Source organism: Mumia zhuanghuii, assembly GCF_042681565.1.
Taxonomy (GTDB): Bacteria; Actinomycetota; Actinomycetes; order Propionibacteriales; family Nocardioidaceae; genus Mumia.
Genome location: NZ_JBHUFT010000003.1, coordinates 14,366 through 38,365 on the forward strand (window position 1 = coordinate 14,366; position 24,000 = coordinate 38,365).

Sequence of the window (24,000 nt, forward strand, 5' to 3'; positions counted from 1 at the left end):
GGGTGGGTCGCCGCTAACAAAAATGTGAGTCCCCGTTAACAAGAGGCCTTGCCAACGCCTGCTATCTGGGGCATGCTTCCGGGTCATCCGCAGCATCGCCGCACGGAAGGCCAGCGCCATGACCCACCCGCCGACCACCGCCCCCGCGTGGACGTTCCGCAACCACTGGATGGCGCAGGTCGCCGGCCACGCCGAGACCCGTCCCGAGGCGACCGCTCTGCGGCACCGCGGCGTCGACACGACCTGGCGCCAGCTCCACGAGGGTTCTCTGGCCACGGCCGGCGCACTGGCCCGCCGCGGTGTCGAGCCCGGCGACCGCGTGCTGCTGCTGACCCTCAACCACAGCGAGTTCGTCGAGGCCGTCCTCGCGATCAACAGCCTCGGCGCGATCGCGGTGCCGGTGAACTTCCGGCTCGCCCCCGACGAGGTGCGCTACATCGTCGAGGACTCGGGAGCGACCGTGATCCTCGTCGACCAGCTCCTCGCACCCCTCGTCGGCGCGGTCGCCCAGCTCACCGACCGGCTCCAGACGCGGATCTGCTTCGGTGACGCCGACGGCTTCACCTCGTACGAGTCCCTGGTGGCCGAGGGCGATACGGCCGAGCTCGGCGACGTTCCCGAGGATGCGACGGCGCTCATCATCTACACGTCGGGGACCACCGGGCACCCCAAGGGCGCGATGCTGTCGCACCGCAACATGCAGCTCCAGGCGCTCACCTGCATCCGCGCGAACCTGATGGGTGACGAGTCCGACGTCGCGTTCCTCACCGCCCCGTTCTTCCACATCGCGGGTCTGGGGTCGATGGTCGCGAACCTGCTCCTCGGCATCCCGACCGTGATCCACCCGCTCGGGGCGTTCAACCCCGCCGAGGTCGTCGACGCGTGGGAGCGCGAGGGCGCGACGCTGGTGTTCAACGTCCCGCAGCAGTGGCAGGCGATCTGTGCGCTGCCGGACATCAAGGACCGCAAGCTCGCGCTGCGCATCATCAGCTGGGGGGCCGCCCCGGCCTCGGAGACGCTCCTGCGGACCATGGCGGAGACCTTCCCCGACGCGGTCAACGTCGCCGTGTTCGGCCAGACCGAGACCTCACCGATCACGTGCGTCCTCAGCGGCGACGACTCGATCCGCAAGCTCGGGTCGGTCGGCAAGCCGATCCCGACCATCCAGTACCGCGTCGTCGACGACGAGATGAACGACGTCCCCCGCGGCGACGTCGGCGAGATCGTCTACCGCGGGCCCACGGTCAGCCGCGGCTACTGGAACAAGCCCGAGGCCACCGAGGCGGCCTTCCACGGCGGCTGGTTCCACTCCGGCGACCTCGTGCGCCAGGACGAGGAGGGGTTCGTCTGGGTGGTGGACCGCAAGAAGGACATGATCATCACCGGCGGCGAGAACGTCTACTGCGCCGAGGTCGAGAACGCGCTCTACTCGCACCCCGACGTCGTCGAGGCGGCTGTGATCGGTCGTCCCGACGACACCTGGGGCGAGATCCCGGTCGCGGTCGTCGTGCAGCGCGAGGGTGCCGCCCTCGAGCTGGACGCGCTGAGCGCGTTCCTCGAGGACCGCCTCGCCCGCTTCAAGCTCCCCAAGCGCCTCGTCCTCGTCGACGAGCTGCCGCGCAACGCCGGCGGCAAGGTCCTCAAGACCGCGCTGCGGAGCGAGGTCGACTGATGGAGCTCACCGCCAAGCAGCGCGCAGCCCTGACCGCGATCTGCGACACCTTCGCACCCGGTGACGGAGGCGAGATCCCGTCCGCGAGTGCGCTCGGCGCCGTCGCGATCGTCGAGGGCATGGCGATGCACAACCCGCGCAAGGCGGAGTCGGAGCAGCTCGCCCGCCTCCTCGGGCTGTGGGACTCCCCCGCGTTCGGGCTCGCGCTCGGCATCGGCCCGCGACGCTTCTCGCGAGCGAGCCAGGACAAGCGTGAGCGCGCGCTGATCGCGATGTCCGACTCGCGACTGCCGCAGAAGCGCGCGCTGTTCCAGGCGCTCAAGGGCGCCGCGACACTCGGCTACTACCTCGCTCCAGGACCGACCGGCCGCTCGCCGTTGTGGGACGCGATGGGCTATCCCGGCCCTCTCGGTCACCGGACCGACGCCGCCCCTCCGCCGCTCTCGCCGACCACCCCTGACCGCGCCGTCACGCTCGAGTGCGACGTGGTCGTCGTCGGGTCCGGCGCGGGGGGCGGCGTCGCGGCCGCGGTCCTGGCAGCCGCCGGCCACGACGTGGTGGTGATCGAGAAGGGCGCCTACTACGACGACGGCGACTTCGACGGCGGCGAGCTCAACGGGCTCACCACGCTCTACGCCCCCGGACCGGTCGGCACCGCCGAGGGCCAGCTCAGCATCCTGTCGGCGCAGTGCCTCGGTGGCGGCACGGTCGTCAACTACACGACGTCGTTCCGTACGCCCGACCACGTGCGCGAGGAGTGGGCCGGCCTCGGCGTGCCCCAGTTCGCGACCGACGAGTACGCACGCTCGCTCGACGCGGTCTGGGACCGTCTCGGCGTCAACCAGAACCACAACGCCATCTCCTCGCGGGACGTCATCCTCGAGCGCGGACTGACCCGGCTGGGCTGGCACGTCGACGAGATGCCACGCAACGTCAAGGGCTGCGACAACGGGGTCGAGTGCGGCCGCTGCGGGATGGGCTGCCGGCTCGGCGCCAAGCAGTCGACGGCCAAGACGTGGCTCGTCGACGCCGAGCAGGCCGGAGCGCGGCTGTTCACCGGTGTCGACGTCCGTACGGTGACGCGCGCGGGCGACCTCGCGACGGGCGTCGAGGGCGCCACCGCCGACGGCCACCCGGTCGTCGTCCGGGCCCGCGCCGTGGTCGTCGCGGGCGGCAGCCTCCAGACTCCGGCGCTGCTGCGCCGTTCGGGCCTGACCAACCCCAACATCGGGCGCCACCTGCGGCTCCACCCGGCGACCGCGATCTGGGGCTCGTTCGAGGACGAGGTCCGTCCGTGGGAGGGCGGCATCCAGACCCGCTACTCCAACGAGCACGCCGACCTCGACGGCTCCGGCTACGGGGTCATCTACGAGACCGCGGCCACCAACCCGGCCCTCGGGGTCGCCTTCATGTCCTGGCGCGGTGCGGACACCCACCGCGAGCGCATGCTGAACCTCGCCCACCTCAGCGGAGTCGGCGTCATCACCCGCGACCAGGACTCCGGCGAGGTCAAGGTCGGCAAGGACGGCGAACCCGTCGTGCACTACCGCCTGTCAGGGCGCGACGAGCAGCGACTGCGCGAGGGCGTGGCCGGTGCGGCGCGCATCGTCGAGTCCGCGGGAGCGCTCACCATGTTCTCCGGTCACCAGGCCGGCTTCACCTGGCAGCGCGGCTCCGAGTCGGTCGAGGACTTCGTCGCCCGGTGCGACGCGGCGGGGTACGGCCCCGGCCGCTGCGCGATGGCCGCCCTGCACCTCATGGGCTCGGTCCGCATGGGCGGATCGGCCGACACCAGCCCACTGGACCCCGACGGAGCGAGCTGGGAGATCCCCAACCTCGTCGTGGCCGACGCGTCCTGCTTCCCCACCGCGTCGGGAGTCAACCCGATGATCTCGATCGAGGCCATCGCCCACATGAACGCCACCCGATTGGCGGCTCGGCTCTGACCTGCCCTGCTGCTGTGCGACCGACCCGTGGGGCCCCGATCGGGAGGGCTCCACCTTCCCGCCCTGTCACCGCGCACTTGCGCACACCTTAAGGAGGACGCCATGCGGAAGACCGCGGCATCCCTGAGAATCACGGCCGTGCTGTCGGCGGCCGTCCTCGCCCTCGGCGCCTGCGGCTCCGACGGCGGCTCCGAAGCCGACGCGGACCCCGCGGCGGACCTTGACGGCACGCCGATCAAGGTCGGCTTCTTGAACCCGTCTGGCGGACCAGTCCCCCAGCCCGGCGCCGACACGGGCGCGGAGGCAGCCGTCGACTACATCAACGGTGAGCTCGGCGGCATCAACGGCGGTCCGCTGGAGGTGATCTCCTGCGACACCGACACCACCCCCGAGAAGGCGCAGTCCTGCGCCAACACCTTCGTCGAGGAGGGTGTCGTCGCCGTGATGGACGGCTTCAACCTCTCCTCGAGCGCGACGCTCCCGACGCTGACCGCCGCCAAGATCCCCCTGGTGGGCATGATCCCGTTCGACTCGGTGGCCGGCTCGAAGGCCGAGAACCGCGTGTTCTTCGCGGCGCCGCAGGCGTCGTTCCTGGTGGGCGCGATGCAGGCGTTCAAGGAGCAGGGCAAGGACAGCGTGACCCTCGCGCTGGTGGACACGCCTTCGTCGCACCAGACCATCGACACCCTCCTCCCGGCGCTGGCCGGGGCGTTGCAGATGGACGCCAAGGGCGTGTACTTCTCCCCGACCAACCCCAACTTCACCGCGCTCGCCGCGACGATCGCCAAGGACGATCCCGCCGTCGGCGGACTCGTCGCCTCGCCGAACGAGGGTGCGTGCACCGCGCTCGTGCAGGCGCTGCGCCAGCAGCAGTACGACGGCACGATCTTCACCGCCGCGTGCACCGACTACATCGAGGCAGCGCCAGCCGAGGCCGCCGGTGGCGCGCTCTACTCCTCGACGTGGCTGCCCGCCTCGCTCGACCACGCCCCCGAGGACGTGAAGTCTGACCTCGAGGCCGCGGAGAACGCGATCACCGGCGTCGAGGACGGCAGCGGCGGCTACTACGCCTACGGCGAGTTCGCGCAGTTCGTCACGTTCGCGAAGGCGCTCGACGGCGTCGAGGGCGAGATCACCGGCGAGGCGGTGCTGACGACGCTCAAGGGGCTGAAGGACTTCCCGAGCTTCCTTGGCCCGAACATCACCTGCGGCAGCGCGACGTCGCCCAACTGCACGACGGAGATGCTCCTCTTCGACGTCGAGAAGGACGGCACGATCGCGCCGGTCGGCGAGGGCTTCCGCCAGCCGCCGCTGGAGATCCTGTCGCAGATCCCCGGCGCGACCTGATCCCGTGACCGCCGCGACCCGTCCGTCCTGTCCTGCGAGGAGACCCCTGTGGACCAGCTCGTCCTGTTCGTGACGCTCGGCTTCGGCGTCGGTGCGGTGTACGCGGTGATCGCGTCGTCGCTCGTCGCCGTGCACGCCGCGACCGGAGTGCTGAACTTCGCGCAGGGATCGATCGCACTGTGGGGCGTCTGGGTCGCGGCGGAGCTCGGGACCACCGGCACGCTGGTGCTGCCCATCGGGTCCGTCTCCCTCACCGACGGGCCCGCACCGGTGCCGCTCGCGGTGACGGCAGGTGTCGTGAGCTCGGCGATCGTCGCCCTGCTCACGCACCTGCTGGTCATGCGGCCGCTGCGGGCGGCGCCGGTCCTCTCCCAGGTCGTCGCGTCGGTCGGCGTGATGCTGCTGGTGGTGAGCCTGGTGCCGCTGCGCTTCGACATCACCGGCGCCGTCGCTGCACCGATCCTTCCGAGCAGCACGGTGGAGCTGCTCGGCGCGCAAGTCGCCGTCGCGAACCTGATCGTCCTCGCGCTCGCGGTCGTTGTCGCGCTCGCGCTGGCCGCGTACTTCCGGTTCACCCGCTGGGGGACGGCGACGCGGGCGAGCGCCGAGGACGAGACGGCGCTGCGCCTGACCGGCTGGTCGCCAGACCGCCTCGCGGCCCTGGTCTGGTTCGCCACCGGCGCTGCGACAGGACTCGTCGCCGTCGTCGGCTCACCCACGATCGGCCTGGACCCCATCAGCTACACGTTCTACGTCCTCCCCGGCCTGGCAGCCGCCCTGCTGGCACGGCTCCGGTCGGTGCTGGTCGCCGCGGCCGCCGGGCTCGGGATCGGCGTCTTCCAGTCGCTGCTGATGATGATGAGCACGTACGACTTCTGGCCCACTTGGGCGCAAGCGGGGTTCGGCGACACCGTCCCCTTCCTCATCGTGATGGTCGCCCTGTTCGTCTTCGGCCGCAAGATCCCGGTGCGCGGCCGCATGCAGACCATGCGGATGCCCGCGGTGCGCCCGCCGCGGACACGGCCGGTGCTTGCGCTCGGCGCGGTCGCCGCCGCAGTTGCCGCGATCCTGCTCACCGAGGGCAGCTGGCGGTTCGGCGTCGTGACGTCGATCATCATGATGCTGATCGCGCTGTCGCTGGTGGTGCTGACCGGCTACCTCGGCCAGATCTCGCTGGCGGCGATGGCCTTCGCCGGTGCGGGCGGGTTCGTCCTCTCGCGGGTGACGACAGAGTACGGCGTCCCGTTCCCCCTCTCGCTCGTCGTCCCCGCCCTCGCGGCCACCCTGCTCGGCGTCATCGTCGGCATCCCCGCGCTGCGCATCCGCGGCGCCCACCTCGCGGTCGTGACGCTGGCGGGTGCGCTCGCCATCCAGACCTTCATCTTCGGCAATCCTGCGTTCACGCCGTTCGAGGGCAACCTCATCTCGGACCCGAAGGTGTTCGGCATCGACCTCTCCGTACGACGCGGCACCGACCTCACGACGGTGTCGTTCGCCCTCATGGTCCTCGTCGTCGTCGGGCTGCTCACCTGGGCGACCGCGCGCCTCATGCGGGGTCGCACGGGCCGCGCGTTCCTCGCGATCCGCTCCAACGAGCGCGCCGCCGCCTCCGTCGGCATCGACGTGGCCGGCACGAAGCTGCTCGGGTTCGCGATCTCCGCGTTCCTCGCCGGGATCGGCGGCTGCCTCATCGGCTACAGCCGCTCGCAACTGTCGGTGGAGTCCTTCACCGTGTTCGTCGGGCTCACCCTGCTGTGCATCGTCTATGTCTCGGGCATCACCAGCCTCGCCGGAGCGGTCGTCGCCGGGCTGCTCGCCCCGCTCGGGGTGGTCGCGACATTCCTCGACGACACGCTCGGCGTCGGCCACCTCTACAGCCTCATCGCGGCGATCGCCCTGGTCGTCACGGCGGTGCTGAACCCCGTCGGCATCACCGGCAGCGTCCGCCAGGCATCTGCCCACCTCATCCACCTGAGGAGCTCTCGTGCCCACCGCTGACGCCGTACCGGCCCGCCCGGACCCGCTGTTCGAGGTCCGCGACCTGACCGTCCGTTACGGCGGCGTCGTGGCGAACGACAGCGTCGACCTCACGATCTCCCGCGGCGAGGTCGTCGGCCTGATCGGTCCGAACGGCGCCGGCAAGACCTCGCTGGTCGACGCCGTCACCGGTTTCACCCCGTCGGTGGGCGAGGTGCTCCTCGACGGCCGCCGGCTCGACTCCCTCCCTCCGCACCGACGGCGCCGCGCCGGGCTCGCCCGTACGTGGCAGGCCGGTGAGCTGTTCGCCGACCTCACCGTCGCGGACAACATCGCCGTCGCCACGCAGCGCCGGGGGTGGCGCGGGCTGCTCGCCGACGTCCTCGGCAGGTCGGCCCGGGGCGGCACCGACCCGACGCTCGAGATGCTCGGACTCGCAGACGACACGGGCCGCCTCCCCGACCAGCTCAGCCTGGGCCGTCAACGACTCGTCGGTGTCGCGCGTGCGCTGGCCGGCGACAGCAGCGTCGTCCTCCTCGACGAGCCCGCGGCCGGTCTCGACACCGACGAGAGCGAGGCGTTCGGCGAGGTCGTGCGCACGATGGCCGCGACCGGACGCGCGGTGCTCCTCATCGACCACGACATGAACCTCGTGCTCAACGTCTGCGACCGCGTGTACGTGCTCGACTTCGGACGCGTCATCGCGTGCGGACCCCCTGACGAGATCCGCAGCGACGCCGCCGTCGTGGCGGCCTACCTGGGAGAGGAGCCGGCGGCATGAGCGCGTTGGAGCTGAAGGGCGTGACCGCGGGGTACGGGCACGCGGCTGCCGTGCGTGACCTCGACCTGTCGGTCAAGGCGGGAGAGGTCGTCGCGCTGCTCGGGCCGAACGGCGCGGGCAAGACCACGGTCCTGCTGACGGCGGTCGGTCTGCTGACCCCGACTGCCGGCGAGGTGCGGGCGTTCGGGCGTCCCCTCTCCCGGAAGGTCGAGAAGAGCGCGCGCGAAGGCGTCGTTCTCGTCCCCGACAGCCGTGCGATCTTTCACGACCTCACCGTCCGCGAGAACCTCTCGCTGGCGCGGCGGCACCGCGCCCGTGACCTCGACACCGTGCTGGACCGGCTTCCGCGGCTGGCGCCTCTGGTCAATCGCCGCGTCGGGCTGCTCTCGGGCGGTGAGCAGCAGATGCTCGCGCTGGCGAAGGCCCTCCTCGCGCGCCCGCGCGTGCTGCTCGTCGACGAGCTGAGCCTGGGGCTGGCGCCGCTCGCGGTCCAAGAGCTGCTCCCGATCGTCCGCGCGCTCGCCGACGAGTCGTGGGTCGCGGTCCTGCTCGTGGAGCAGCACGTCGACCTCGCACTGTCGGTAGCCGACCGTGCCGTCGTCCTCCACCACGGCCGGGTGGCGCTCTCCGGCAGCGCCGCCGAGCTACGTGCCGACCGCGACGCCGTGCGCAAGGCGTACTTCGGCGGTGACGAGATCGAGGCGGCAGCCGCCCTCGTGTGAGACGGTTCGCGCGGACTAGGTCATGCCATCATCGACATCGCCCGCTGACGCGCAGGCCCCGTGGGCTTAGAACCAGTCCTGCTCGGGGACGACGCCGACGATGACATCGTGCCCACCACGCGAGTACACGATGAATCCAACGTGAGACTCGCCTGAGGCCAATTCTTCAGCCAACCCCGGGCGACGTACTCCGCGTACTCCTCGCGACTCAGATCCACTGGCGAAGAGCGCCCGATTATCCGACGACTCTGATGGGAGAGAGTTTGCTAACCTCCCGCGCAGTACTGAAGTAGCTGCCAGGGGGACGCACAGGGTCCCACCTTTCACCATTCTCGAGAACCAGCCCGTCATCAAGGAATCGAGTCTTCTGGCTACCAGTCCAGGTCGAAGGCGGCGCGGACCGCGTCCGCCAGCTCGGCCTCCTGGGAGTCGAGCAGGAAGCCAAGCTGTCGGCCCACCGAGGCCACCGGGACGGTCACGATGTTGTCGCAGCTCACGACGCTGACGTGGTCCAGTCCGTTTACGGGGCCTACCTCCACCTCGGTCGACAAGCCGCGGATGGTGCTGGTGATCGGAGCGACGGTCACACGGGTGAGGTAGGGCCGCACGGCCTCGCGGGTGAGGATCAACACCGGCCGCGCCTTGTCGAGACGCGCCATGTGGATCGGACGCATCAGTCGATGTCGTCCATCGGAAGGCGGGAGGCGAACTCGGCGAGATCGTCCATGTCCGCGTCCGTTCGGGCCGCAGCGAGGATTGCCGCATCGCGCTCTGCGGTCTTGCGACGCCGCTCCCGTTCGAGTGCCCGAGCGACCACCGCTGCACGACTAGACGCCTCGCCGCGGCGTACGAGGGCATCGACGAACTCGACAAGCTCCTCGTCCAGGCGTACCGCGATCTGGGTGCTCATACCAACACGGTACCACTATGGGATGCGCTGACGACGCTCGTCATCGCGCAGATCCCGCAACAGACCGCCCGTCGCTGACCGATCTGCGCAACGGATTGCCATCGGCCGCGCAACGGGTACCGACGTACGTTCGGGACACCTGACGACACGGAGGTGGTAGATGACGATCATGACCGGGGCTGCGCTGCCGACGACGAGGCAGCAGACGGCACATCCGATGCCCCGCGAAGCGACACCACGCCGCTTCTTGATGTGCCGACCGGAGCACTTCGACGTGACCTACGCGATCAACCCGTGGATGGACCCGAGCAAGCCGGTCGACACCGCGCTCGCGGTCGCGCAGTGGGAGACGCTGCGCGCCACGTACGAGAGTCTCGGTCATAAGGTCGACCTGATCCGCCCGGTCGAGGGCCTGCCCGACATGGTGTACGCCGCGAACGGCGGCGTCGTGTACGACGGCAAGGCGGTCGCGGCGAGCTTCACCTTCGCCGAGCGCCAGCCCGAGGGGGCGGCGTACCACGCGTGGTTCGACGAGGCCGGGTTCCGGCCGACGATCCAGGCCGGGTCCACCAACGAGGGTGAGGGCGACTTCCTCGTCGTCGGACGCCTGATCCTCGCCGGCACCGGCTTCCGTACCTCGGTCGCCGCGCACCACGAGGTGCGCGAGTTCTTCGGCGCCCCGGTGATCTCGCTGGACCTGATCGACCCGCGCTACTACCACCTCGACACGGCGCTGGCCGTGCTCGACGAGCGGACGATCGCCTACTACCCGGGCGCGTTCAGCGCGGCGAGCAACGCCGTCCTGCGCCAGCTGTTCCCCGACGCGATCCTCGCGAACGACGCGGACGCGAGCGTCCTCGGGCTCAACGCGGTCTCGGACGGCCACCATGTCGTCCTCACCGACAAGGCCGTGCACCTGCACGAGTGTCTGCGGGAGCGCGGTTTCCACCCGATCGGCGTCGACCTGAGCGAGCTGCTCAAGGGCGGCGGAAGCGTGAAGTGCTGCACACTGGAGGTCCGGGCATGACGACAGTCTCCTTCGTGGACGTGGGAAGCATGAGCCGCTGGATCGGCGAAAAGGGAGCCGAGCGCATCATCGGTGAGATGGTGACGGCGCTCGAGGGCGACTTCCGCCGGTGGCCGCAGTTCGACAAGTCGCCGCGTCACGCCGTGCACACGCGCGACGGCGTGATGGAGCTGATGCCGACCAGCGACGGCGACGAGTACGGGTTCAAGTACGTCAACGGCCATCCGTCCAACCCGCTGCGTGGCTTCCAGACCGTCACCGCGTTCGGCGTCCTCGCCCAGGTGCACAACGGCTACCCGACCTTCATGGCGGAGATGACGCTGCTCACCGCCCTCCGTACGGCGGCGACGTCGGCGATGGCCGCGAAGTGGCTGGCCCGCCCCGACTCCTCGACGATGGCGATGATCGGGACCGGGTCGCAGGCGGAGTTCCAGGCGCTCGGCTTCCGCGCCGTCCTCGGCATCGACCGGCTGCGGGTCTTCGACACCGACCCCGAGGCGATGTACAAGCTCGTCCGCAACCTCGAGCCGCTCGGCTTCGAGATCACCGTCGCCACCAGCGCCGCCGACGCCGTACGCGGTGCCGACGTGATCACGACCTGCACCGCCGACAAGACCAACGCGACCGTCCTACGCGACGTCGACGTCGCTCCCGGCGTGCACGTCAACGCGATCGGCGGCGACTGCCCCGGCAAGACCGAGCTCGACCAGGCGATCCTGGGGCGGGCGTCGGTCTTCGTCGAGTACCCCGAGCAGACCCGCGTCGAGGGCGAGATCCAGGCGTTCGGACCAGAGTTTGCGGTGACCGAGCTGTGGGCGGTGATCGCGGGCGAGGCCGCGGGCCGTACGTCGCGCGAGGAGGTCACGGTGTTCGACTCGGTCGGCTTCGCGATCGAGGACTTCGTCGCGCTCCGCTTCGTCCGCGACGCCGTGCGCGGCACCTCGTACGAGGCCATGCTCGACCTGGTCGCCGAGCCCGCTGACCCGAAGGACCTGTTCGCGATGGTGACGCCGGCACCCACGCCGGCCCTGGTGGCGCACTGACGGTGCCCGACGCGACCGCAGCCCTGGCGCACGATCCCGGTCTCGAGGACGAGGTCGAGGCTCTCGTACGGCAGTGGCTCGCGGTCGCGGCGCAGGTGCCGACCGACCGTTCGGCCCAGCAGCTCGCGGACGTCCTGAAGGATCCGGCGGGCCTGCCGTTCGCCGTCGGGTTCGTCGACGGCGTCATCCGGCCGGAGGACGCTCGGGTCGCCGCACGGGCCTTCGCCGAGCACGCACACGACGTGCCGTCGTTCCTGCCGTGGCACCTGCGCGCGGCGATCCGCGTGGGAGCCGTCGCCGCGCGGGTCGCGCCGGGCCTCGTGATCCCGATGGTCCGCAGGGTCCTGCGCGGCATGGTCGGGCACCTCGTCGTCGACGCCTCCGACCGCCGGCTCGGCCAAGCGATCGCGCGCATCCGCTCGCGCGGCGTCCGGCTCAACCTCAACCTCCTCGGCGAGGCCGTGCTGGGCGAGCGCGAGGCGTCGCGGCGGCTCGACGGGACCGAGCGACTCCTCTCGCGACCCGACGTCGACTACGTGTCGATCAAGGTCTCCGCGACCGTCGCACCCCACTCGCCGTGGGCGTTCGACGAGACGGTCGACCACGTCGTCGCGCAGCTGCGTCCGCTCTATCGGCAGGCGGTGCAGGCGTCGCCGCGCACGTTCATCAACCTCGACATGGAGGAGTACCGCGACCTCGACCTCACCGTCGCGGTCTTCACGCGTCTCCTGGACGAGCCCGCGCTGCGCGACCTCGAGGCCGGCATCGTGCTGCAGGCCTACCTGCCCGACACCCTCGCGACGATGCAGCACCTCCAGGAGTGGGCCGCGCGTCGCCGCGCCGCCGGCGGTGCGGTGATCAAGGTGCGGCTGGTCAAGGGCGCGAACCTTCCGATGGAGCACGTCGAGTCGGCGCTGCGCGACTGGCCGCTCGCGACCTGGGGCTCCAAGCAGGAGACCGACACGCACTACAAGCGGATCCTCGACTACGCCCTCGACCCCGACCGCATCGCGAACGTCCGGATCGGGGTCGCCGGTCACAACCTCTTCGACGTCGCGCACGCGTGGCTGCTCGCCGGGCGGCGCGGGGTCCGCGACGGTGTCGACGTCGAGATGCTCCTCGGGATGGCGCAGGGACAGGCCGAGGCCGTACGCAGGACCGTCGGCGGGCTGCTCCTCTACACCCCGGTGGTGCGGGCGGCGGAGTTCGACACCGCGATCGCCTATCTCGTGCGGCGACTCGAGGAGGGCGCGAGCCCGGAGAACTTCATGTCGGCGGTCTTCGACCTCGGGAGCGACGAGCGGCTGTTCGCACGGGAGCGGGACCGGTTCCTCGCGTCGCTGCGGGCGGTGGACGCGACCGTGCCGGAGCCGCGTCGGCGACAGGACCGCCGTACGGATCCGGTCGACGTGCCGCCGCCGGGCTTCGCCAACACCTCGGACACCGACCCGGCCCTGGAGTGCAACCGCGCCTGGGCGCGGGACATCCTCGCGCGCGCCGCGTCGTCGGAGCTCGGCGAGGAGCTGGTGCGGGAGCACACCGTGACCTCAGCCGACGCGATCGAGGGCGTGCTCGCCTCGGCGGTCGACGCGCAGCCGGCGTGGGCCGCGCTCGGCGGAGACGGGCGGGCCGAGGTGCTGCGCCGTGCCGCGGCCGCGCTCGAACGGCATCGCGCCGACCTCGTCGAGGTGATGGCGGCCGAGTGCGGCAAGACCGTCGACCAGGCCGATCCGGAGGTCTCCGAGGCGGTCGACTTCGCCCGCTACTACGCCGAGTCCGCCAGGCTGCTCGACCGTACCGACGGCGCGACGCCCGTCCCCGTACGCCTCACCGTCGTCACGCCGCCGTGGAACTTCCCGGTCGCGATCCCCTCGGGCTCGATGCTCGCCGCGCTCGCGTCCGGCGCGTCGGTCGTCGTCAAACCCGCCCACCAGGCCCGGCGGTGCGGGTCGCTCGTCGTCGCGGCGCTGTGGGAGGCGGGCGTGCCCCGCAACGTGCTGCAGCTCGTCCACGTCGCCGAGTCCGACCTCGGGCAGCAGCTCGTCTCCGACCGCCGCGTCGACCGGCTGATCCTCACCGGCGCGTACGAGACAGCGGCGCTGTTCCGCACCTTCCGGCCGGACCTGCCGCTGCTAGCCGAGACCAGCGGCAAGAACGCGATCGTCGTCGCGCCGAGCGCGGACCTCGACCTCGCCGTGAAGGACCTCGTCGCGTCGGCGTTCGGGCACGCCGGGCAAAAGTGCTCGGCGGCCTCGCTGGCGATCCTCGTCGGCCCCGTGACGCGGTCGCGACGCTTCCGCGACCAGCTCGCCGATGCCGTACGGTCGCTCAAGGTCGGCTATCCGACCGACCCGACAAGCCAGGTCGGGCCCGTCATCGAACCCGCGCACGGCAAGCTGCTCGACGCGCTCACCTCGCTCGAGACCGGCGAGTCGTGGCTCGTCGCGCCGCGGCGGCTCGACGAGACCGGCCGCCTGTGGTCGCCCGGGGTGAAGGTCGGCGTGGCACCCGGATCGGCGACGCACCTTGTGGAGTTCTTCGGGCCGGTGCTCGGGATCATGACCGCCGGGACGCTGGACGAGGCGATCGCGCTGCAGAACGCGACGCCGTACGGGCTCACCGCCGGGCTCCACTCGCTCGACCCGGACGACATCGCGCGGTGGGTGGACGGCGTCGACGCGGGCAACCTGTACGTGAACCGCGGCATCACCGGCGCGATCGTACGACGGCAGCCGTTCGGCGGGTGGAAACGTTCGGCGGTCGGCGCCGGTACGAAGGCGGGTGGCCCGAGCTATCTCCACGGGCTGGTCGACTGGGAGCCGGCGCGGGCGACGTCGGGCGACCCGATCGCGCTCGAGCAGCGGGTGTTCGTCGACGCCGCCGTCGCCGCAGGCGTGCCCGGCGACGGCCTCGCCATGCTCGAGCGGGCGCTGCGCAGCGACGCGCAGGCCTGGCGGACGCTGTTCGGCGTCGGCGCCGACGTCACGGGCATCCCGTACGAGCGCAACGTCCTGAGGCACCTGCCCGTGCCCGTCACCGTGCGGTACGACGGCGAGCGGCCGCTGGCCGAGCTCGTCCGCGTCGTCGCGGCAGGAGCGCGTGCGGGGGCGATCGTCTCGGTGAGCTCGGCCGTCGCGCTGCCTGCCCCGGTACGGGTCGCCTTCGGCGGCGCCCGGACGTCGATCGTCGTGGAGCGGGACGCCGCGTGGCTTGCACGGGCCACGGACCTTCCGGCCGGGCGCGTACGCCTCGTTGGCGGCGACGCGGCTGCGCTGATGCGGGCGACCGGTGGGCGTCCTGACCTCGCGGTGTACGGGCACCCGGTCACGGAGGCGGGGCGGGTCGAGATGCTGCCGTTCGTGCACGAGCAGGCGGTGAGCATGACCGCGCACCGCTTCGGCACCCTCGACGGACTGACGGATCACGTCCTACCGTCGTGAGATGAAGGCACGCACTGGCCTCCTGGGCGCGGCCACACTCCTAATCGTGGGATGTGGCGGTGCCCCGGTCGTCGAGCGCGCCCCCACGCCGCAGGCCGAGCGATCTGCGTCGACCACTCCGACGCGCACGCCCTCCGCGACGCGGGCGCCCTCACCAACCCCGACGCCGAGCCCCACCGCTGCTCCCGCACCTCCCACCCCGCCTCGCGACGCCCTCCTGTCCATCCCGACTCTCGGCATCCGCGACCTGCGCGTGATCGCCTACCGGGGCAAAACCGACGACGACGCCGGCACCCGGATCCAGAACCGTGGCCACGCCGCCAGCCCGTACGGGCGCGACGGCGGTGCGGGGCCCGGCGGGATCGGCAACTACCAGGTGACCGCGCACCGCCTCTCGTCCACGCGGGCGTTCCTGGACCTGCCGGACCTCGAGCGCGGCGACCGGGTGCATGTGACCGCCGGCGGCACGCGCTGGACGTACGAGATCGTCGGCACGCGCTCGACGTCGTTCCGCTCGGCGCGTTCGCTCGCGGAGCAGCGTGCTGCCGTCCCCGGCCACCCCGGTCGTCAGCCCGAACGCGCCCACGTCACGCTCTCGACCTGCGCGACGCCGGAGGACCACGCGCAGGGCAACTTCTGGGTCGACGAGTTCGACAACCCCGAGCACCGCATCGACAAGATCGGCATGCTCGTCCGCACCGAGCGCGGGTGAGGGGCGCTCACGCGAGCACCAGCACGAGCACCCCGATCCCCAGAACGAAGTCGAGCGTGCCGCACCACTCGGCGAACGGGCGGCTGACCACGGCGTCCTCGTGCCAGTGGATCGCGTCCCACGCAGCGTGAGCGATGAGCGCGAGGCCGACGATCACCCCGGCGAGCACCGGGCTCGCGTAAGCACCGACGAGGCCAGCGACGAGGAAGAGCGCGGTGAGCCAGGGGTAGAGCGTCTCGAAGCGAGACGGCCCCCACCTCCGCCGCACGGCGCCGACCAGCGCCAGTGCGACCGCAGCGACGGCCAGCACCGGGATGGGATCGACGTCGACGATCCGCAGGACCACGACCACGACCATCTCGGCCGCGACGACCGCCCAGATCAGACCTTGCCGGTCCAGCACCGCAGTCGCGATGTAGCCCAAGGCCGCGACGACGAGGACGAGCGCCGCCTCCGACCCGTCCGTCATGTCGGACACGATGAACGCGCCTGACCCGATGCCGAGCGCAGTCGGCCACCGCCGCAACAGCCACGGCAGGCGGTGCTGCCGCTCGGTGCGAGGTCCGCGTCCCTCGGTGTCGCTGATCATGACGTCGACGCTAAGGAGGTTTGCCCGACGCGTGAGACCTCTGCGGCCGATCGTGTCCGAGATCCTGGGATCCGTGTCTCTCGGCCTACACTGAAGCATGCCGGAACGGACCGTCGTCGTCGTCGCGTACGAGAACGCCGAGCTGCTCGACATCGCCTGCATCACCACCCCGCTGATGATGGCGAACATGATCGGAGCGCTCGAGGTCCCGTACAGCACGCGCGTCGTCTCGCCCGGCGGGCTCCCCGTCGTGTGCGGGTCGGGCCTCACCCTCGCCGCCGACGGCGCGCTCGAGCACGTTGCGACGCCGATCGACACGGTCATCGTCTCCGGCGGCACCGGTCACGAGCGCGCCGCGGAGAGCATGCTGGTCCGCGACCACGTACGCCGTCTCGCCGGCGCGGCCCGCCGTACGGCCTCGGTCTGCACAGGGGCCACGATCCTGGCCGCGGCCGACCTCCTCGACGGGCGGCGCGCGACCACACACTGGCAGTACGCGGCGCGGCTGGCTCGCCATCACCCGAATGTCACCGTCGATCCTGATCCGATCTTCATCCGCGACGGCGCGATCTCGACCGCCGCCGGCGTCACGAGCGCGCTCGACCTGACGCTGGCGTTCATCGAGGAGGACCACGGGCCGGAGCTCGCGCGTGCGACGTCGCGCTACCTCGTCACCTACCTCCAGCGGCCGGGGAGCCAGTCGCAGATGAGCATCCACACCGCAGCACCCACGACGGAGAACACCATCGTCCGCAGCGTGACCGACCACGTGACCGCCGATCTCGCCGCTCCGGCAGACACCGCCGCCCTCGCGGACGTCGCCGGTGTGAGCGTGCGTCACCTCGGCCGAGTCTTCGCCGCCGAGGTCGGAGCCACGCCAGCGCAGTACGTCCGGACCGTGCGTCTCGAAGCGGCCGCCCATCTGCTTGAGGGAACCCCCGAACCGCTCGCGACCATCGCACGCCAGTGCGGGTTCAGGTCGGCCGAGGCGATGCGCCAGGCGTTCGTGCGCCAGTACGGCACGACGCCGTCCGCGTACCGGTCGCGCGCGCGACGTCGTACCGCTGCTGACGATGATGTCGTGCGCCCAGTCATCGACTAGCGTCGTGCGGTGACCTCCCCCGACCAGACGCTGCGCCGCGCGCGGATCGCCGTGGCCGTGCTGTTCCTGACGAACGGCGCGATCTTCGCGAACGTCCTCCCCCGCTATCCCGGGATCAAGGACGACCTCGACCTGACCAACGCCTCGTACGGACTCGCGATCGCCGCGCTGCCCGTCGGAGCACTGGTCGCGGGGCTCGCGGCCGGCGTGCTCATCAGGCGCTTCCGGTCGTCGCGGGTCACGGTCGTCGGCACGATCCTCACCGGGGTCGGCGCCTTCGCCATCGGTCTCGCGCCCAACCTCGCGACGTTCGCCGCGGCGCTGTTCCTGCTCGGCGCGATGGACGCGATCACCGACGTGGCGCAGAACGCGCACGGGCTGCGGGTCCAGCGACGCTACGGGCGGTCGATCCTCAACGCGTTCCACGCGATCTGGTCCGCAGGCGCGGTGCTCGGTGGCCTCATGGGCGCGGGGGCGGTCGCGCTGGGTCTGTCACCGGCGGTCCATCTCGGCCTCTCGTCGGCGCTGTTCGCCGCGATCGCGGTCGCGGCGTTCCCGTTCCTGCTGCGCGGCCGCGATGCCGAGCCCGTGGAGCCCATCGAGACCAGCGAGCCCGACGGCACCCCACCGACGCCTCGCGCCCGACCGACCGGCCCCACCCCTCGTACGGTCCTGGTCCTCGGCGCGCTCGTCCTCCTCGGCATCGCGGACGCACTCGTGGAGGACGCGGGCAGCACGTGGGCGGCGGTCTACCTGAACGAGTCGCTCGGCGCGGCAGGGTCGATCGCCGCGTTCGGTTACGTCGCGCTGGTCGGCGCGCAGTTCGTCGGGCGGATCATCGGCGACCGGCTGGTCGACCGGTTCGGGCAGCGCGCCGTGGTCCGCGTCGGGGGCCTGATCACCGCGTCGGGCATGGGCGCCGCACTGGCCTTCCCGACGGTGCCGGGGACCATCGCCGGGTTCGCGGCCGCCGGGTTCGGCGTCGCGACCGTGATCCCCGCGGCGATGCACGGCGCCGACGAGCTCCCCGGTTTCAAGCCCGGCACGGGACTCACGCTGCTGACCTGGCTCATGCGGGTCGGATTCCTCGTCTCGCCCCCGATCGTCGGCCTCGTCGCGGACGCGACGAGCCTGCGGGTCGGCCTCCTCGTCGTCCCCCTCGCCGGCATCACGATGCTCGCGTTCGCCGGTGTGCTCGAGGGGCGGCGATCGCCGTCAGCCACACCGCCCCGAGAACGGTGAGGATGAGCTCCGCGCCGAGCCGCACCCCTCAGTGGTGGAAGGTGCGCTTCGCCACGGACCGCGGGATCGCCGCAGGAAGGCTGTCGAGATCGCTCGTGGCCGCAGCGATGTCGCGCAGCAGCTTGTCGGCGAGGTCGTAGCTCATCCCGTTGCGGACGACGATGCGCTGGACGACGAGGTCGGAAAGGTTGTCCGGCATCGGGTACGCCGGCACCTGCCAGCCGTACGTGCGCAGCCGGTCGGAGAGGTCGTACAGGTTCCAGTTGTCCGTGTGGCCCTCCGCAAGGCGCCAGGCGAAGACCGGGATGTCACTGCCGTCGTTCCACAGCGTGAACGCCCCGTGCTTCTGGATGCCGTCGGCGAGGTGCTTCGCGGTGTCCTGAGCGGCCTGCTGCACAGCGCGGTAGCCGTTGTAACCGAGCCGCAGGAAGTTGAAGTACTGGAGGAGGACCTGCGCACCCGGCCGCGAGAAGTTCAGCGCGAGCGTCGGCATGTCACCGCCCAGGTAGCTGACCGAGAAGATCAGGTCCTCAGGCAAGAAGTCGCGAGACTTCCAGACGACCCAGCCGAGACCCGGGTACACGAGCCCGTACTTGTGCCCCGAGGTGTTGATCGAGTGCACCCGCTCGACCCTGAAGTCCCACTCGATGTCCTTCTGCAGGAACGGTGCGATCATCGCGCCGGAGGCACCGTCGACGTGGATCGGGATGTCGAGGCCGGTGTCCTTCTCGATCTGGTCCAGAGCCGCCGCCACGGCGGTGACCGGCTCGTACATGCCCGTGTACGTGACGCCCATGATGACGACGACGCCGATCGTGTTCTCGTCCACGTACGACGCGAGGTCGTGCCCGTCGAGCGTCTTGTGCTCCTCAGTGATCGGCACGTAGCGGGCCTCGACGTCCCAGTAGTTGCAGAACTTCTCCCACACCACTTGAACGGCCGAACTCATCACCAGGTTGGGGGTCTCGGTCGACTTCCCCTCGGCCCTGCGTGCGTGCTGCCAACGTCGCTTGAACGCGAGACCGGCGAGCATGCACGCCTCGGACGAACCGATCGCCGACGTGCCCAGCGCCTGGTCGGGGTCGGGAGCGTTCCAGAGGTCCGCGAGGATCCGCCAGCACCGCTCCTCGACCGCCGCCGTCGCGGGGTACTCGTCCTTGTCGATCATGTTCTTGTCGTACGTCTCGGAGTAGAGACGGTCCGCGTATGGCCCCATCCACGTGCCGACGAACGTCGCGAGGTTGAGACGCGCGTTGCCGTCGAGCATTACCTCGTCATGCACGATCTGGTAGGCCGTCTCCGGGAGCATTGGCTCCTCGTGCAGGACGTTGCGGGTCTGGCCGGTCTCTTCGGCATGGCGGGCGAAGAGTGGGTCCAACCCGCCGCCCCCGAACTCCGAGTGCGCCATCGTTCCTCCAGACTCCGGGCGCCGAGCGACGACCGGTGAAGCGGGGACCCCGGGGAGGCGTTCGGTTGAAGCGGTCCTTCTCTCGGTCCTAACACAAACCTTTGGACAATGCAGAGCGGAAGCACGGTGACGACCGCGCCGGGATCAGCCGCGCTAACGGGCCAGCCGCCGACGTCCAAGCCCCACCGGAGAATCGCTACCCCACCGGAACTGCGCGGTGGGGGACGCACTTTCCGTTGGCCCCACCGCAGAGTGGATGGACGAGGCGGAGTCTAGGACGGCGCGCTCGGCGGGATGTTCGCGTTCAGGTGGAAGACGTTGTCGGGGTCGTACGTGTCCTTGAGCGCCGTGAGCCGCGCAAGCGTCGCCGGCAGGTACGCCCGTCGTACGCCGGTCGCGCCCTCGTCGCCGAGCACGTTGACGTAGACGCCGCTGGCGTACGGCTCCAGCCGTGCGGCGGCCGCGCGCGCGGCCGCCATCTGCTCCTCATCGGCCTCGGCATCCGTCCAGCGCGCCGCCGCGACGTACTCGAAGACCGTGCCTCGCTGGCTGTACGCCGTCGCGTCGTCGTCCACCTCGTCGATCGCACCGCCGTACGCCTGGAGGCTCGCGGCCACCGTCGGGTCCTGGGTCAGCAGGACCTCGATCGCGGCGTCGGGCAGGTCGCGGAGGTAGTGGCCCTTCCAGTAGCGACGCAGCGCGTGGCCCTCGAGGGTGTCATCGCGGCGCTGGAGGTCGACGTACGGCATCGCGTCCACGCGCCGCGCCACCGGTCGGCCGAGCGCCTCGAGCAGTCGTGCGTGCTCGCGGCCTTCGCCCGGGTCGCCGATCCACACGAAGCCGAGCGTCACCACGCCGCCGGCGACTGAGGCGGCGTACGTCGCTCGCCGTGGTGCGGTCGCGTTGAGGTCACGCCAACGGGCGACGGCGGACGCGGCATCGCCGACGGCGAAGTCGAGCTCGACGCTGAGCGTCTGCGTCCCCGTCTCGTGCAGACGGAGCTCGAACTCCGTGACGATGCCGAAGTTGCCCCCACCCCCGCGCAGGCCCCAGTAGAGCTCCGGGTTCTCGTCGGCCGACGCCCGTACGACGTCTCCGGTGGCGGTCACCATCTCGAACGACTCGACGTTGTCGCACGTCAGCCCGTGCTGGCGGGCGAGCCATCCCATCCCGCCGCCAAGCGTGAGACCACCGACGCCGGTGTGCGAGACGTTGCCCGCCGTCGTAGCCAGTCCGTACGGCTGGGTGGCGGCGTCGAGGGCTCCGAGCAGAGCGCCACCCTGGACCCACGCCCTGCGGCGGGTCGGCGCGACCCGTACGGCGCGCATCGGGGTCAGGTCGATCATCAGCCCGCCGTCGGGGACCCCGTGCCCGACGACGCTGTGCCCGCCGCACCGCACGCCGATCTCGAGTCCCTCGCGACGGGCCAGCAGCACGGCCGCCACCACGTCGGCGGTCTCACGGCAGCGCACGATCATCGCGGGCCGGTGGTCGACCATCGCGTTCCACACCTGACGGGCGGCGTCGTACCCGTCGTCGCCCGGGCGCAGGATCCCGGTCTCAGAGATCGCGGTCGCCTCTCGTCCTGTGCTGACCATCGCCTTGCTCCTCGCACTCGTCGGCATCTGGGAGGGCTGACCGGCGGCGACGGCGCAACTCATCGCGTGAGAGTGTCGGAGTCGTGGAAGACGACGCCCTGATCATCACCCGCAACCCGCTCCCTGACGGCATCGACGCGCGACTCGCGGCGCAGCTGTCCTTCATCGCCGAGGCCGACAAGCTCAAGACGATCCTGCGTGCGTCGCCGCTCGCTGCGGCCGATCGCCGCGAGAACGACGCCGAGCACTCCTGGCACCTCGCGCTGATGGTGGTGCTGCTCGCGGAGTACGCGGAGGAGCCGATCGACGTCGGCCACGCGGTGAAGCTGGTCGTCATCCACGACCTCGTCGAGATCTATGCCGGCGACAGCCCGGTGTTCGACGCCGCCTCTCGAGTCGATCAGCGCGAGCGGGAGGAGGCTGCAGCCGACCGGCTGTTCACCCAGCTGCCCGAGGATCAGGCGCAGGAGATCCGTGCGCTCTGGGACGAGTTCGAGGCGGGGAAGACGCCGGAGGCGAGGTTCTGCAAGGGCATCGACCGGCTGGAGCCGATGCTGCTCAACTGGTTCAACGAAGGCGGGACGTGGCGGATGCCCGGCGCGAACCTCGCCACCATCCGCGCTCGCGAGTCCGGTGTCGTCGCGGCGTCGACCACGCTCGGTGACGCAACGGGCATGCTCGTCGACGAGGGCCTGCGCCGCGGCTGGATCCGAGACGCGCCAAGCGACGCGTAGCCGGCGCCGTCGGATGGTGGAGGGGTCGCTCACCGGTGTCGAGTGACGCGATCTGGCCCATCTCTGCGTCGGTCAAGACGAAGTCGAAGACCTCGAGGTTCTCTGCAATCCGCTCCGCACGTACGGACTTGGAGACGGCGACGACCCCACGCTGAACGAGCCACCGGAGCACGACCTGGGCGACGGACTTGCTGTGCGCCCCGGCGATCGCGGAGAGGACGGGGTTGGAGAACAGATTGTTCTTGCCTTCACCGAACGGGCCCCAGTGCCTCGATCTGCACATCGCGTTCGCGCATCAGGTCCTGGTAGGAAGCGCGTGGGAAGGATAGAAGTTCGAGACACCGATCGCACGAATACTCCCCTCTCCGTAGAGCCGCTGCATGGCCCGCCACTCGCTGTAGTAGTCACCGAGCGGCTGGTGGATCACGTAGAGGTCGACGTAGTCCAGTCCGAGACGGCGCAACGAGCTCTCGAAGGCGCGCTTGGTGTCGTCCTCGACAGGTCGCCACGTGCGACCCCGTGGGCCTGATCGCTGCGCCGACAGCCTCCTCGTTTCCGTACGACGCCGCGGTGTCGAGGTGCCCGTAGCCGACTTCGAGCGCAGATTCGACGGCCTTCTGAGTTCCTCCGCGGGAATCTGGTAGACGCCGAAGCCGAGGATCGGCATCTCAGCCCCGTTGTTGAGTGTGACCGTCTGCATCGTGTGAACCCCTCTCAGAGAGTGATCATCGAATGCGCCGCAGATCGGCACCGACGTCAGCGGAAGGCGTTGAGGCGTCGTCGGACGTTGAACCGCGCACCAGGGACGCGAGGCAGGTCGAGGGCGTCGGTGACCAGGTTGGCGAGGTCGCCGTTGCGGATCGGCTGCCTGCCCGTGTATCTCGTACGGGCCGAGCCTGGGCTGCGGTAGCGCGGGCTGAGGCGATAGAGGTTCCGGCCCGCGGCGACTCCAGGGCCCCACACCATGAACGGCACCCGGTAGTTGGCCAGCCTGCGAGCGTCGCCGTGCGAGGCGCCAGAGCCACCGTGGTCGGCCGTGAGCACGACCAGGGTGTGCTTGCGCAGCGCCGGCCGGGCGCGGATCGTCGACAGGATCCGTCCGAGCAGCCGGTCGGTCCTGCGGACCGCACGCAGGTATGCGCGACTCATGAACCCGCGGGTGTGACCGGCCTGGTCCGGCCGCGACAGGTGGACGAAGGTGAACGTACGGGGTGCCCGCCGCAGCTCGGCAGTCACCCTGGTCACGAGTCGCGAGTTGTCGGTGTCGACGGTGAACCGGTCGATCGTGGCGTTCCAGGTGCGCTGATAGAGGGCGAACTTCGTCTTCGCGGCGAAGAGCGCCGTCGAACCGCCACTGTTGTGCACGACGTCGAACACGCTGGAGATGTGGCGGCCCGCCGCCCGGTGCACGGTCGTGCCCGTGTCGTCGTTGAACGTGACGCCGTGTCCGCCGCGACGAGGATCGATCCGCCTGCCGGTCAGCATGCCGGTGTGGTTCGGCAGGGTACGGGTCTGCTCGCGTGCCGTGCGGGCGTTCAGTGTGACGGCGCCCTGCCGCATCAGCCGGTGGAAGTTCGGCGTACGGGACCGGCCGAGCATGTGGATCGCCTTGGGGTTGAGGCCGTCCACCGAGATCGCGACGACGCGGTTGACGGGATCGTCCGCGGAGTCGCTGGCCGCTGTCGCGGGGGCGGCAAGCAGGCCGACAACGGTCAGCCCGACGCACGAGCCGACAGCCACCCGCCGAAGA

Annotated in this window: 20 protein-coding genes and 1 pseudogene; 13 read left to right on the top strand and 8 right to left on the bottom strand. The window is 70.8% G+C overall.

Annotation, left to right across the window (positions count from 1 at the left end; genetic code table 11):
* The first annotated feature begins 118 nt into the window (after positions 1-118).
* From ACFSDF_RS05860 to ACFSDF_RS05885, 6 genes are all read left to right on the top strand, one after another.
* A complete protein-coding gene (locus ACFSDF_RS05860) occupies positions 119-1,672 on the top strand; it encodes a long-chain-fatty-acid--CoA ligase (protein WP_377156644.1) in 1,554 nt (517 codons plus the stop codon).
* Complete coding sequence (locus ACFSDF_RS05865; protein ID WP_167249062.1) at positions 1,672-3,618, top strand: GMC family oxidoreductase; 1,947 nt, start codon at positions 1,672-1,674, stop codon at positions 3,616-3,618. The genes ACFSDF_RS05860 and ACFSDF_RS05865 overlap by 1 nt, the downstream gene beginning before the upstream one ends.
* Before the next feature lie 102 nt (positions 3,619-3,720).
* Positions 3,721-4,965, top strand: a complete 1,245-nt coding sequence (locus tag ACFSDF_RS05870) for an ABC transporter substrate-binding protein (RefSeq protein WP_167001492.1) — start codon at positions 3,721-3,723, stop codon at positions 4,963-4,965.
* Positions 4,966-5,013: 48 nt separating this feature from the next.
* Positions 5,014-6,963 (top strand): ABC transporter permease, encoded by a 1,950-nt coding sequence (locus tag ACFSDF_RS05875; RefSeq protein WP_167001491.1) that lies wholly within the window; start codon positions 5,014-5,016, stop codon positions 6,961-6,963.
* On the top strand, positions 6,950-7,723 hold the full coding sequence (locus tag ACFSDF_RS05880) for an ABC transporter ATP-binding protein (RefSeq protein WP_167001490.1): 774 nt from the start codon (positions 6,950-6,952) through the stop codon (positions 7,721-7,723). The genes ACFSDF_RS05875 and ACFSDF_RS05880 overlap by 14 nt, the downstream gene beginning before the upstream one ends.
* Positions 7,720-8,445, top strand: a complete 726-nt coding sequence (locus tag ACFSDF_RS05885; RefSeq protein WP_167001489.1) for an ABC transporter ATP-binding protein — start codon at positions 7,720-7,722, stop codon at positions 8,443-8,445. The genes ACFSDF_RS05880 and ACFSDF_RS05885 overlap by 4 nt, the downstream gene beginning before the upstream one ends.
* Positions 8,446-8,816: 371 nt before the next feature.
* On the opposite strand, the gene ACFSDF_RS05890 is transcribed toward ACFSDF_RS05885, so the two are convergent.
* Positions 8,817-9,119 carry a type II toxin-antitoxin system PemK/MazF family toxin gene (locus tag ACFSDF_RS05890; protein WP_167001488.1) on the bottom strand — a complete coding sequence of 101 codons (303 nt, stop codon included), beginning with the start codon at positions 9,117-9,119 and terminating at the stop codon, positions 8,817-8,819.
* Positions 9,119-9,355, bottom strand: a complete 237-nt coding sequence (locus tag ACFSDF_RS05895; protein WP_167001487.1) for a YlcI/YnfO family protein — start codon at positions 9,353-9,355, stop codon at positions 9,119-9,121. The genes ACFSDF_RS05890 and ACFSDF_RS05895 overlap by 1 nt, the downstream gene beginning before the upstream one ends.
* Before the next feature lie 160 nt (positions 9,356-9,515).
* Between ACFSDF_RS05895 and ddaH the strand changes: the two genes are divergently transcribed.
* From ddaH to ACFSDF_RS05915, 4 genes are read left to right on the top strand one after another with little or no spacing between them, the layout of a single operon-like run.
* Positions 9,516-10,382: a dimethylargininase gene (gene ddaH, locus ACFSDF_RS05900; RefSeq protein ID WP_243842874.1), complete on the top strand. Its 867-nt coding sequence runs from the start codon at positions 9,516-9,518 to the stop codon at positions 10,380-10,382.
* A complete protein-coding gene (locus tag ACFSDF_RS05905) occupies positions 10,379-11,425 on the top strand; it encodes an ornithine cyclodeaminase (RefSeq protein ID WP_167001486.1) in 1,047 nt (348 codons plus the stop codon). Before ddaH ends, ACFSDF_RS05905 begins: the two co-directional genes overlap by 4 nt.
* A gap of 2 nt (positions 11,426-11,427) precedes the next feature.
* Positions 11,428-14,865, top strand: coding sequence for a bifunctional proline dehydrogenase/L-glutamate gamma-semialdehyde dehydrogenase (locus tag ACFSDF_RS05910; RefSeq protein WP_377156649.1), 3,438 nt, complete (start codon positions 11,428-11,430; stop codon positions 14,863-14,865).
* Between the two features lies 1 nt (position 14,866).
* Positions 14,867-15,577, top strand: coding sequence for a sortase domain-containing protein (locus ACFSDF_RS05915; protein WP_167249068.1), 711 nt, complete (start codon positions 14,867-14,869; stop codon positions 15,575-15,577).
* Positions 15,578-15,584: 7 nt separating this feature from the next.
* Here ACFSDF_RS05915 and ACFSDF_RS05920 read toward each other — a convergent pair whose 3' ends face one another.
* Positions 15,585-16,166: a hypothetical protein gene (locus ACFSDF_RS05920; protein WP_167001484.1), complete on the bottom strand. Its 582-nt coding sequence runs from the start codon at positions 16,164-16,166 to the stop codon at positions 15,585-15,587.
* Between the two features lie 97 nt (positions 16,167-16,263).
* Here ACFSDF_RS05920 and ACFSDF_RS05925 point away from each other — a divergent pair, with 97 nt between their 5' ends.
* Positions 16,264-17,268, top strand: a complete 1,005-nt coding sequence (locus ACFSDF_RS05925) for a GlxA family transcriptional regulator (RefSeq protein ID WP_167001483.1) — start codon at positions 16,264-16,266, stop codon at positions 17,266-17,268.
* Positions 17,269-17,277: 9 nt separating this feature from the next.
* On the top strand, positions 17,278-18,510 hold the full coding sequence (locus ACFSDF_RS05930) for an MFS transporter (RefSeq protein ID WP_208322260.1): 1,233 nt from the start codon (positions 17,278-17,280) through the stop codon (positions 18,508-18,510).
* Between the two features lie 28 nt (positions 18,511-18,538).
* Here ACFSDF_RS05930 and ACFSDF_RS05935 read toward each other — a convergent pair whose 3' ends face one another.
* Together ACFSDF_RS05935 and ACFSDF_RS05940 are read right to left on the bottom strand one after the other, a co-directional pair.
* Entirely contained in the window at positions 18,539-19,918 is a 1,380-nt protein-coding gene (locus tag ACFSDF_RS05935) for a glutamate decarboxylase (protein WP_167001482.1), read from the bottom strand.
* A 272-nt stretch (positions 19,919-20,190) separates the two neighbouring features.
* Entirely contained in the window at positions 20,191-21,516 is a 1,326-nt protein-coding gene (locus ACFSDF_RS05940) for an FAD-binding oxidoreductase (protein WP_167001481.1), read from the bottom strand.
* An 83-nt stretch (positions 21,517-21,599) separates the two neighbouring features.
* On the opposite strand from ACFSDF_RS05940, the gene ACFSDF_RS05945 reads away from it, so the two are divergent.
* Positions 21,600-22,250, top strand: coding sequence for an HD domain-containing protein (locus ACFSDF_RS05945; protein ID WP_167001480.1), 651 nt, complete (start codon positions 21,600-21,602; stop codon positions 22,248-22,250).
* Positions 22,251-22,299: 49 nt separating this feature from the next.
* Here the strand turns inward: ACFSDF_RS05945 and ACFSDF_RS05950 are convergent.
* The 3 genes and pseudogenes from ACFSDF_RS05950 to ACFSDF_RS05960 form a co-directional block, all read right to left on the bottom strand.
* Positions 22,300-22,533 (bottom strand): annotated as a pseudogene (locus tag ACFSDF_RS05950) (aldo/keto reductase); the annotation flags it as partial.
* Positions 22,534-22,545: 12 nt separating this feature from the next.
* A complete protein-coding gene (locus ACFSDF_RS05955) occupies positions 22,546-23,001 on the bottom strand; it encodes an aldo/keto reductase (RefSeq protein WP_377156654.1) in 456 nt (151 codons plus the stop codon).
* Between the two features lie 5 nt (positions 23,002-23,006).
* Positions 23,007-23,990, bottom strand: a complete 984-nt coding sequence (locus tag ACFSDF_RS05960; protein WP_167001479.1) for an alkaline phosphatase family protein — start codon at positions 23,988-23,990, stop codon at positions 23,007-23,009.
* Between the last annotated feature and the right edge of the window lie 10 nt (positions 23,991-24,000).

What these genes read in the sequence shown, in the direction of transcription:
- ACFSDF_RS05870 (WP_167001492.1), top strand. Translation starts at nt 3,721, where the DNA reads ATGCGGAAGACCGCGGCATCCCTGAGAATCACGGCCGTGCTGTCGGCG.
- ACFSDF_RS05920 (WP_167001484.1), bottom strand. Translation starts at nt 16,166, where the DNA reads ATGATCAGCGACACCGAGGGACGCGGACCTCGCACCGAGCGGCAGCAC.
- ACFSDF_RS05890 (WP_167001488.1), bottom strand. Translation starts at nt 9,119, where the DNA reads ATGCGTCCGATCCACATGGCGCGTCTCGACAAGGCGCGGCCGGTGTTG.
- ACFSDF_RS05885 (WP_167001489.1), top strand. Translation starts at nt 7,720, where the DNA reads ATGAGCGCGTTGGAGCTGAAGGGCGTGACCGCGGGGTACGGGCACGCG.
- ACFSDF_RS05935 (WP_167001482.1), bottom strand. Translation starts at nt 19,918, where the DNA reads ATGGCGCACTCGGAGTTCGGGGGCGGCGGGTTGGACCCACTCTTCGCC.
- ACFSDF_RS05925 (WP_167001483.1), top strand. Translation starts at nt 16,264, where the DNA reads ATGCCGGAACGGACCGTCGTCGTCGTCGCGTACGAGAACGCCGAGCTG.
- ACFSDF_RS05860 (WP_377156644.1), top strand. Translation starts at nt 119, where the DNA reads ATGACCCACCCGCCGACCACCGCCCCCGCGTGGACGTTCCGCAACCAC.
- ACFSDF_RS05940 (WP_167001481.1), bottom strand. Translation starts at nt 21,516, where the DNA reads ATGGTCAGCACAGGACGAGAGGCGACCGCGATCTCTGAGACCGGGATC.
- ACFSDF_RS05915 (WP_167249068.1), top strand. Translation starts at nt 14,867, where the DNA reads ATGAAGGCACGCACTGGCCTCCTGGGCGCGGCCACACTCCTAATCGTG.
- ACFSDF_RS05895 (WP_167001487.1), bottom strand. Translation starts at nt 9,355, where the DNA reads ATGAGCACCCAGATCGCGGTACGCCTGGACGAGGAGCTTGTCGAGTTC.
- ACFSDF_RS05865 (WP_167249062.1), top strand. Translation starts at nt 1,672, where the DNA reads ATGGAGCTCACCGCCAAGCAGCGCGCAGCCCTGACCGCGATCTGCGAC.
- ddaH (WP_243842874.1), top strand. Translation starts at nt 9,516, where the DNA reads ATGACGATCATGACCGGGGCTGCGCTGCCGACGACGAGGCAGCAGACG.
- ACFSDF_RS05905 (WP_167001486.1), top strand. Translation starts at nt 10,379, where the DNA reads ATGACGACAGTCTCCTTCGTGGACGTGGGAAGCATGAGCCGCTGGATC.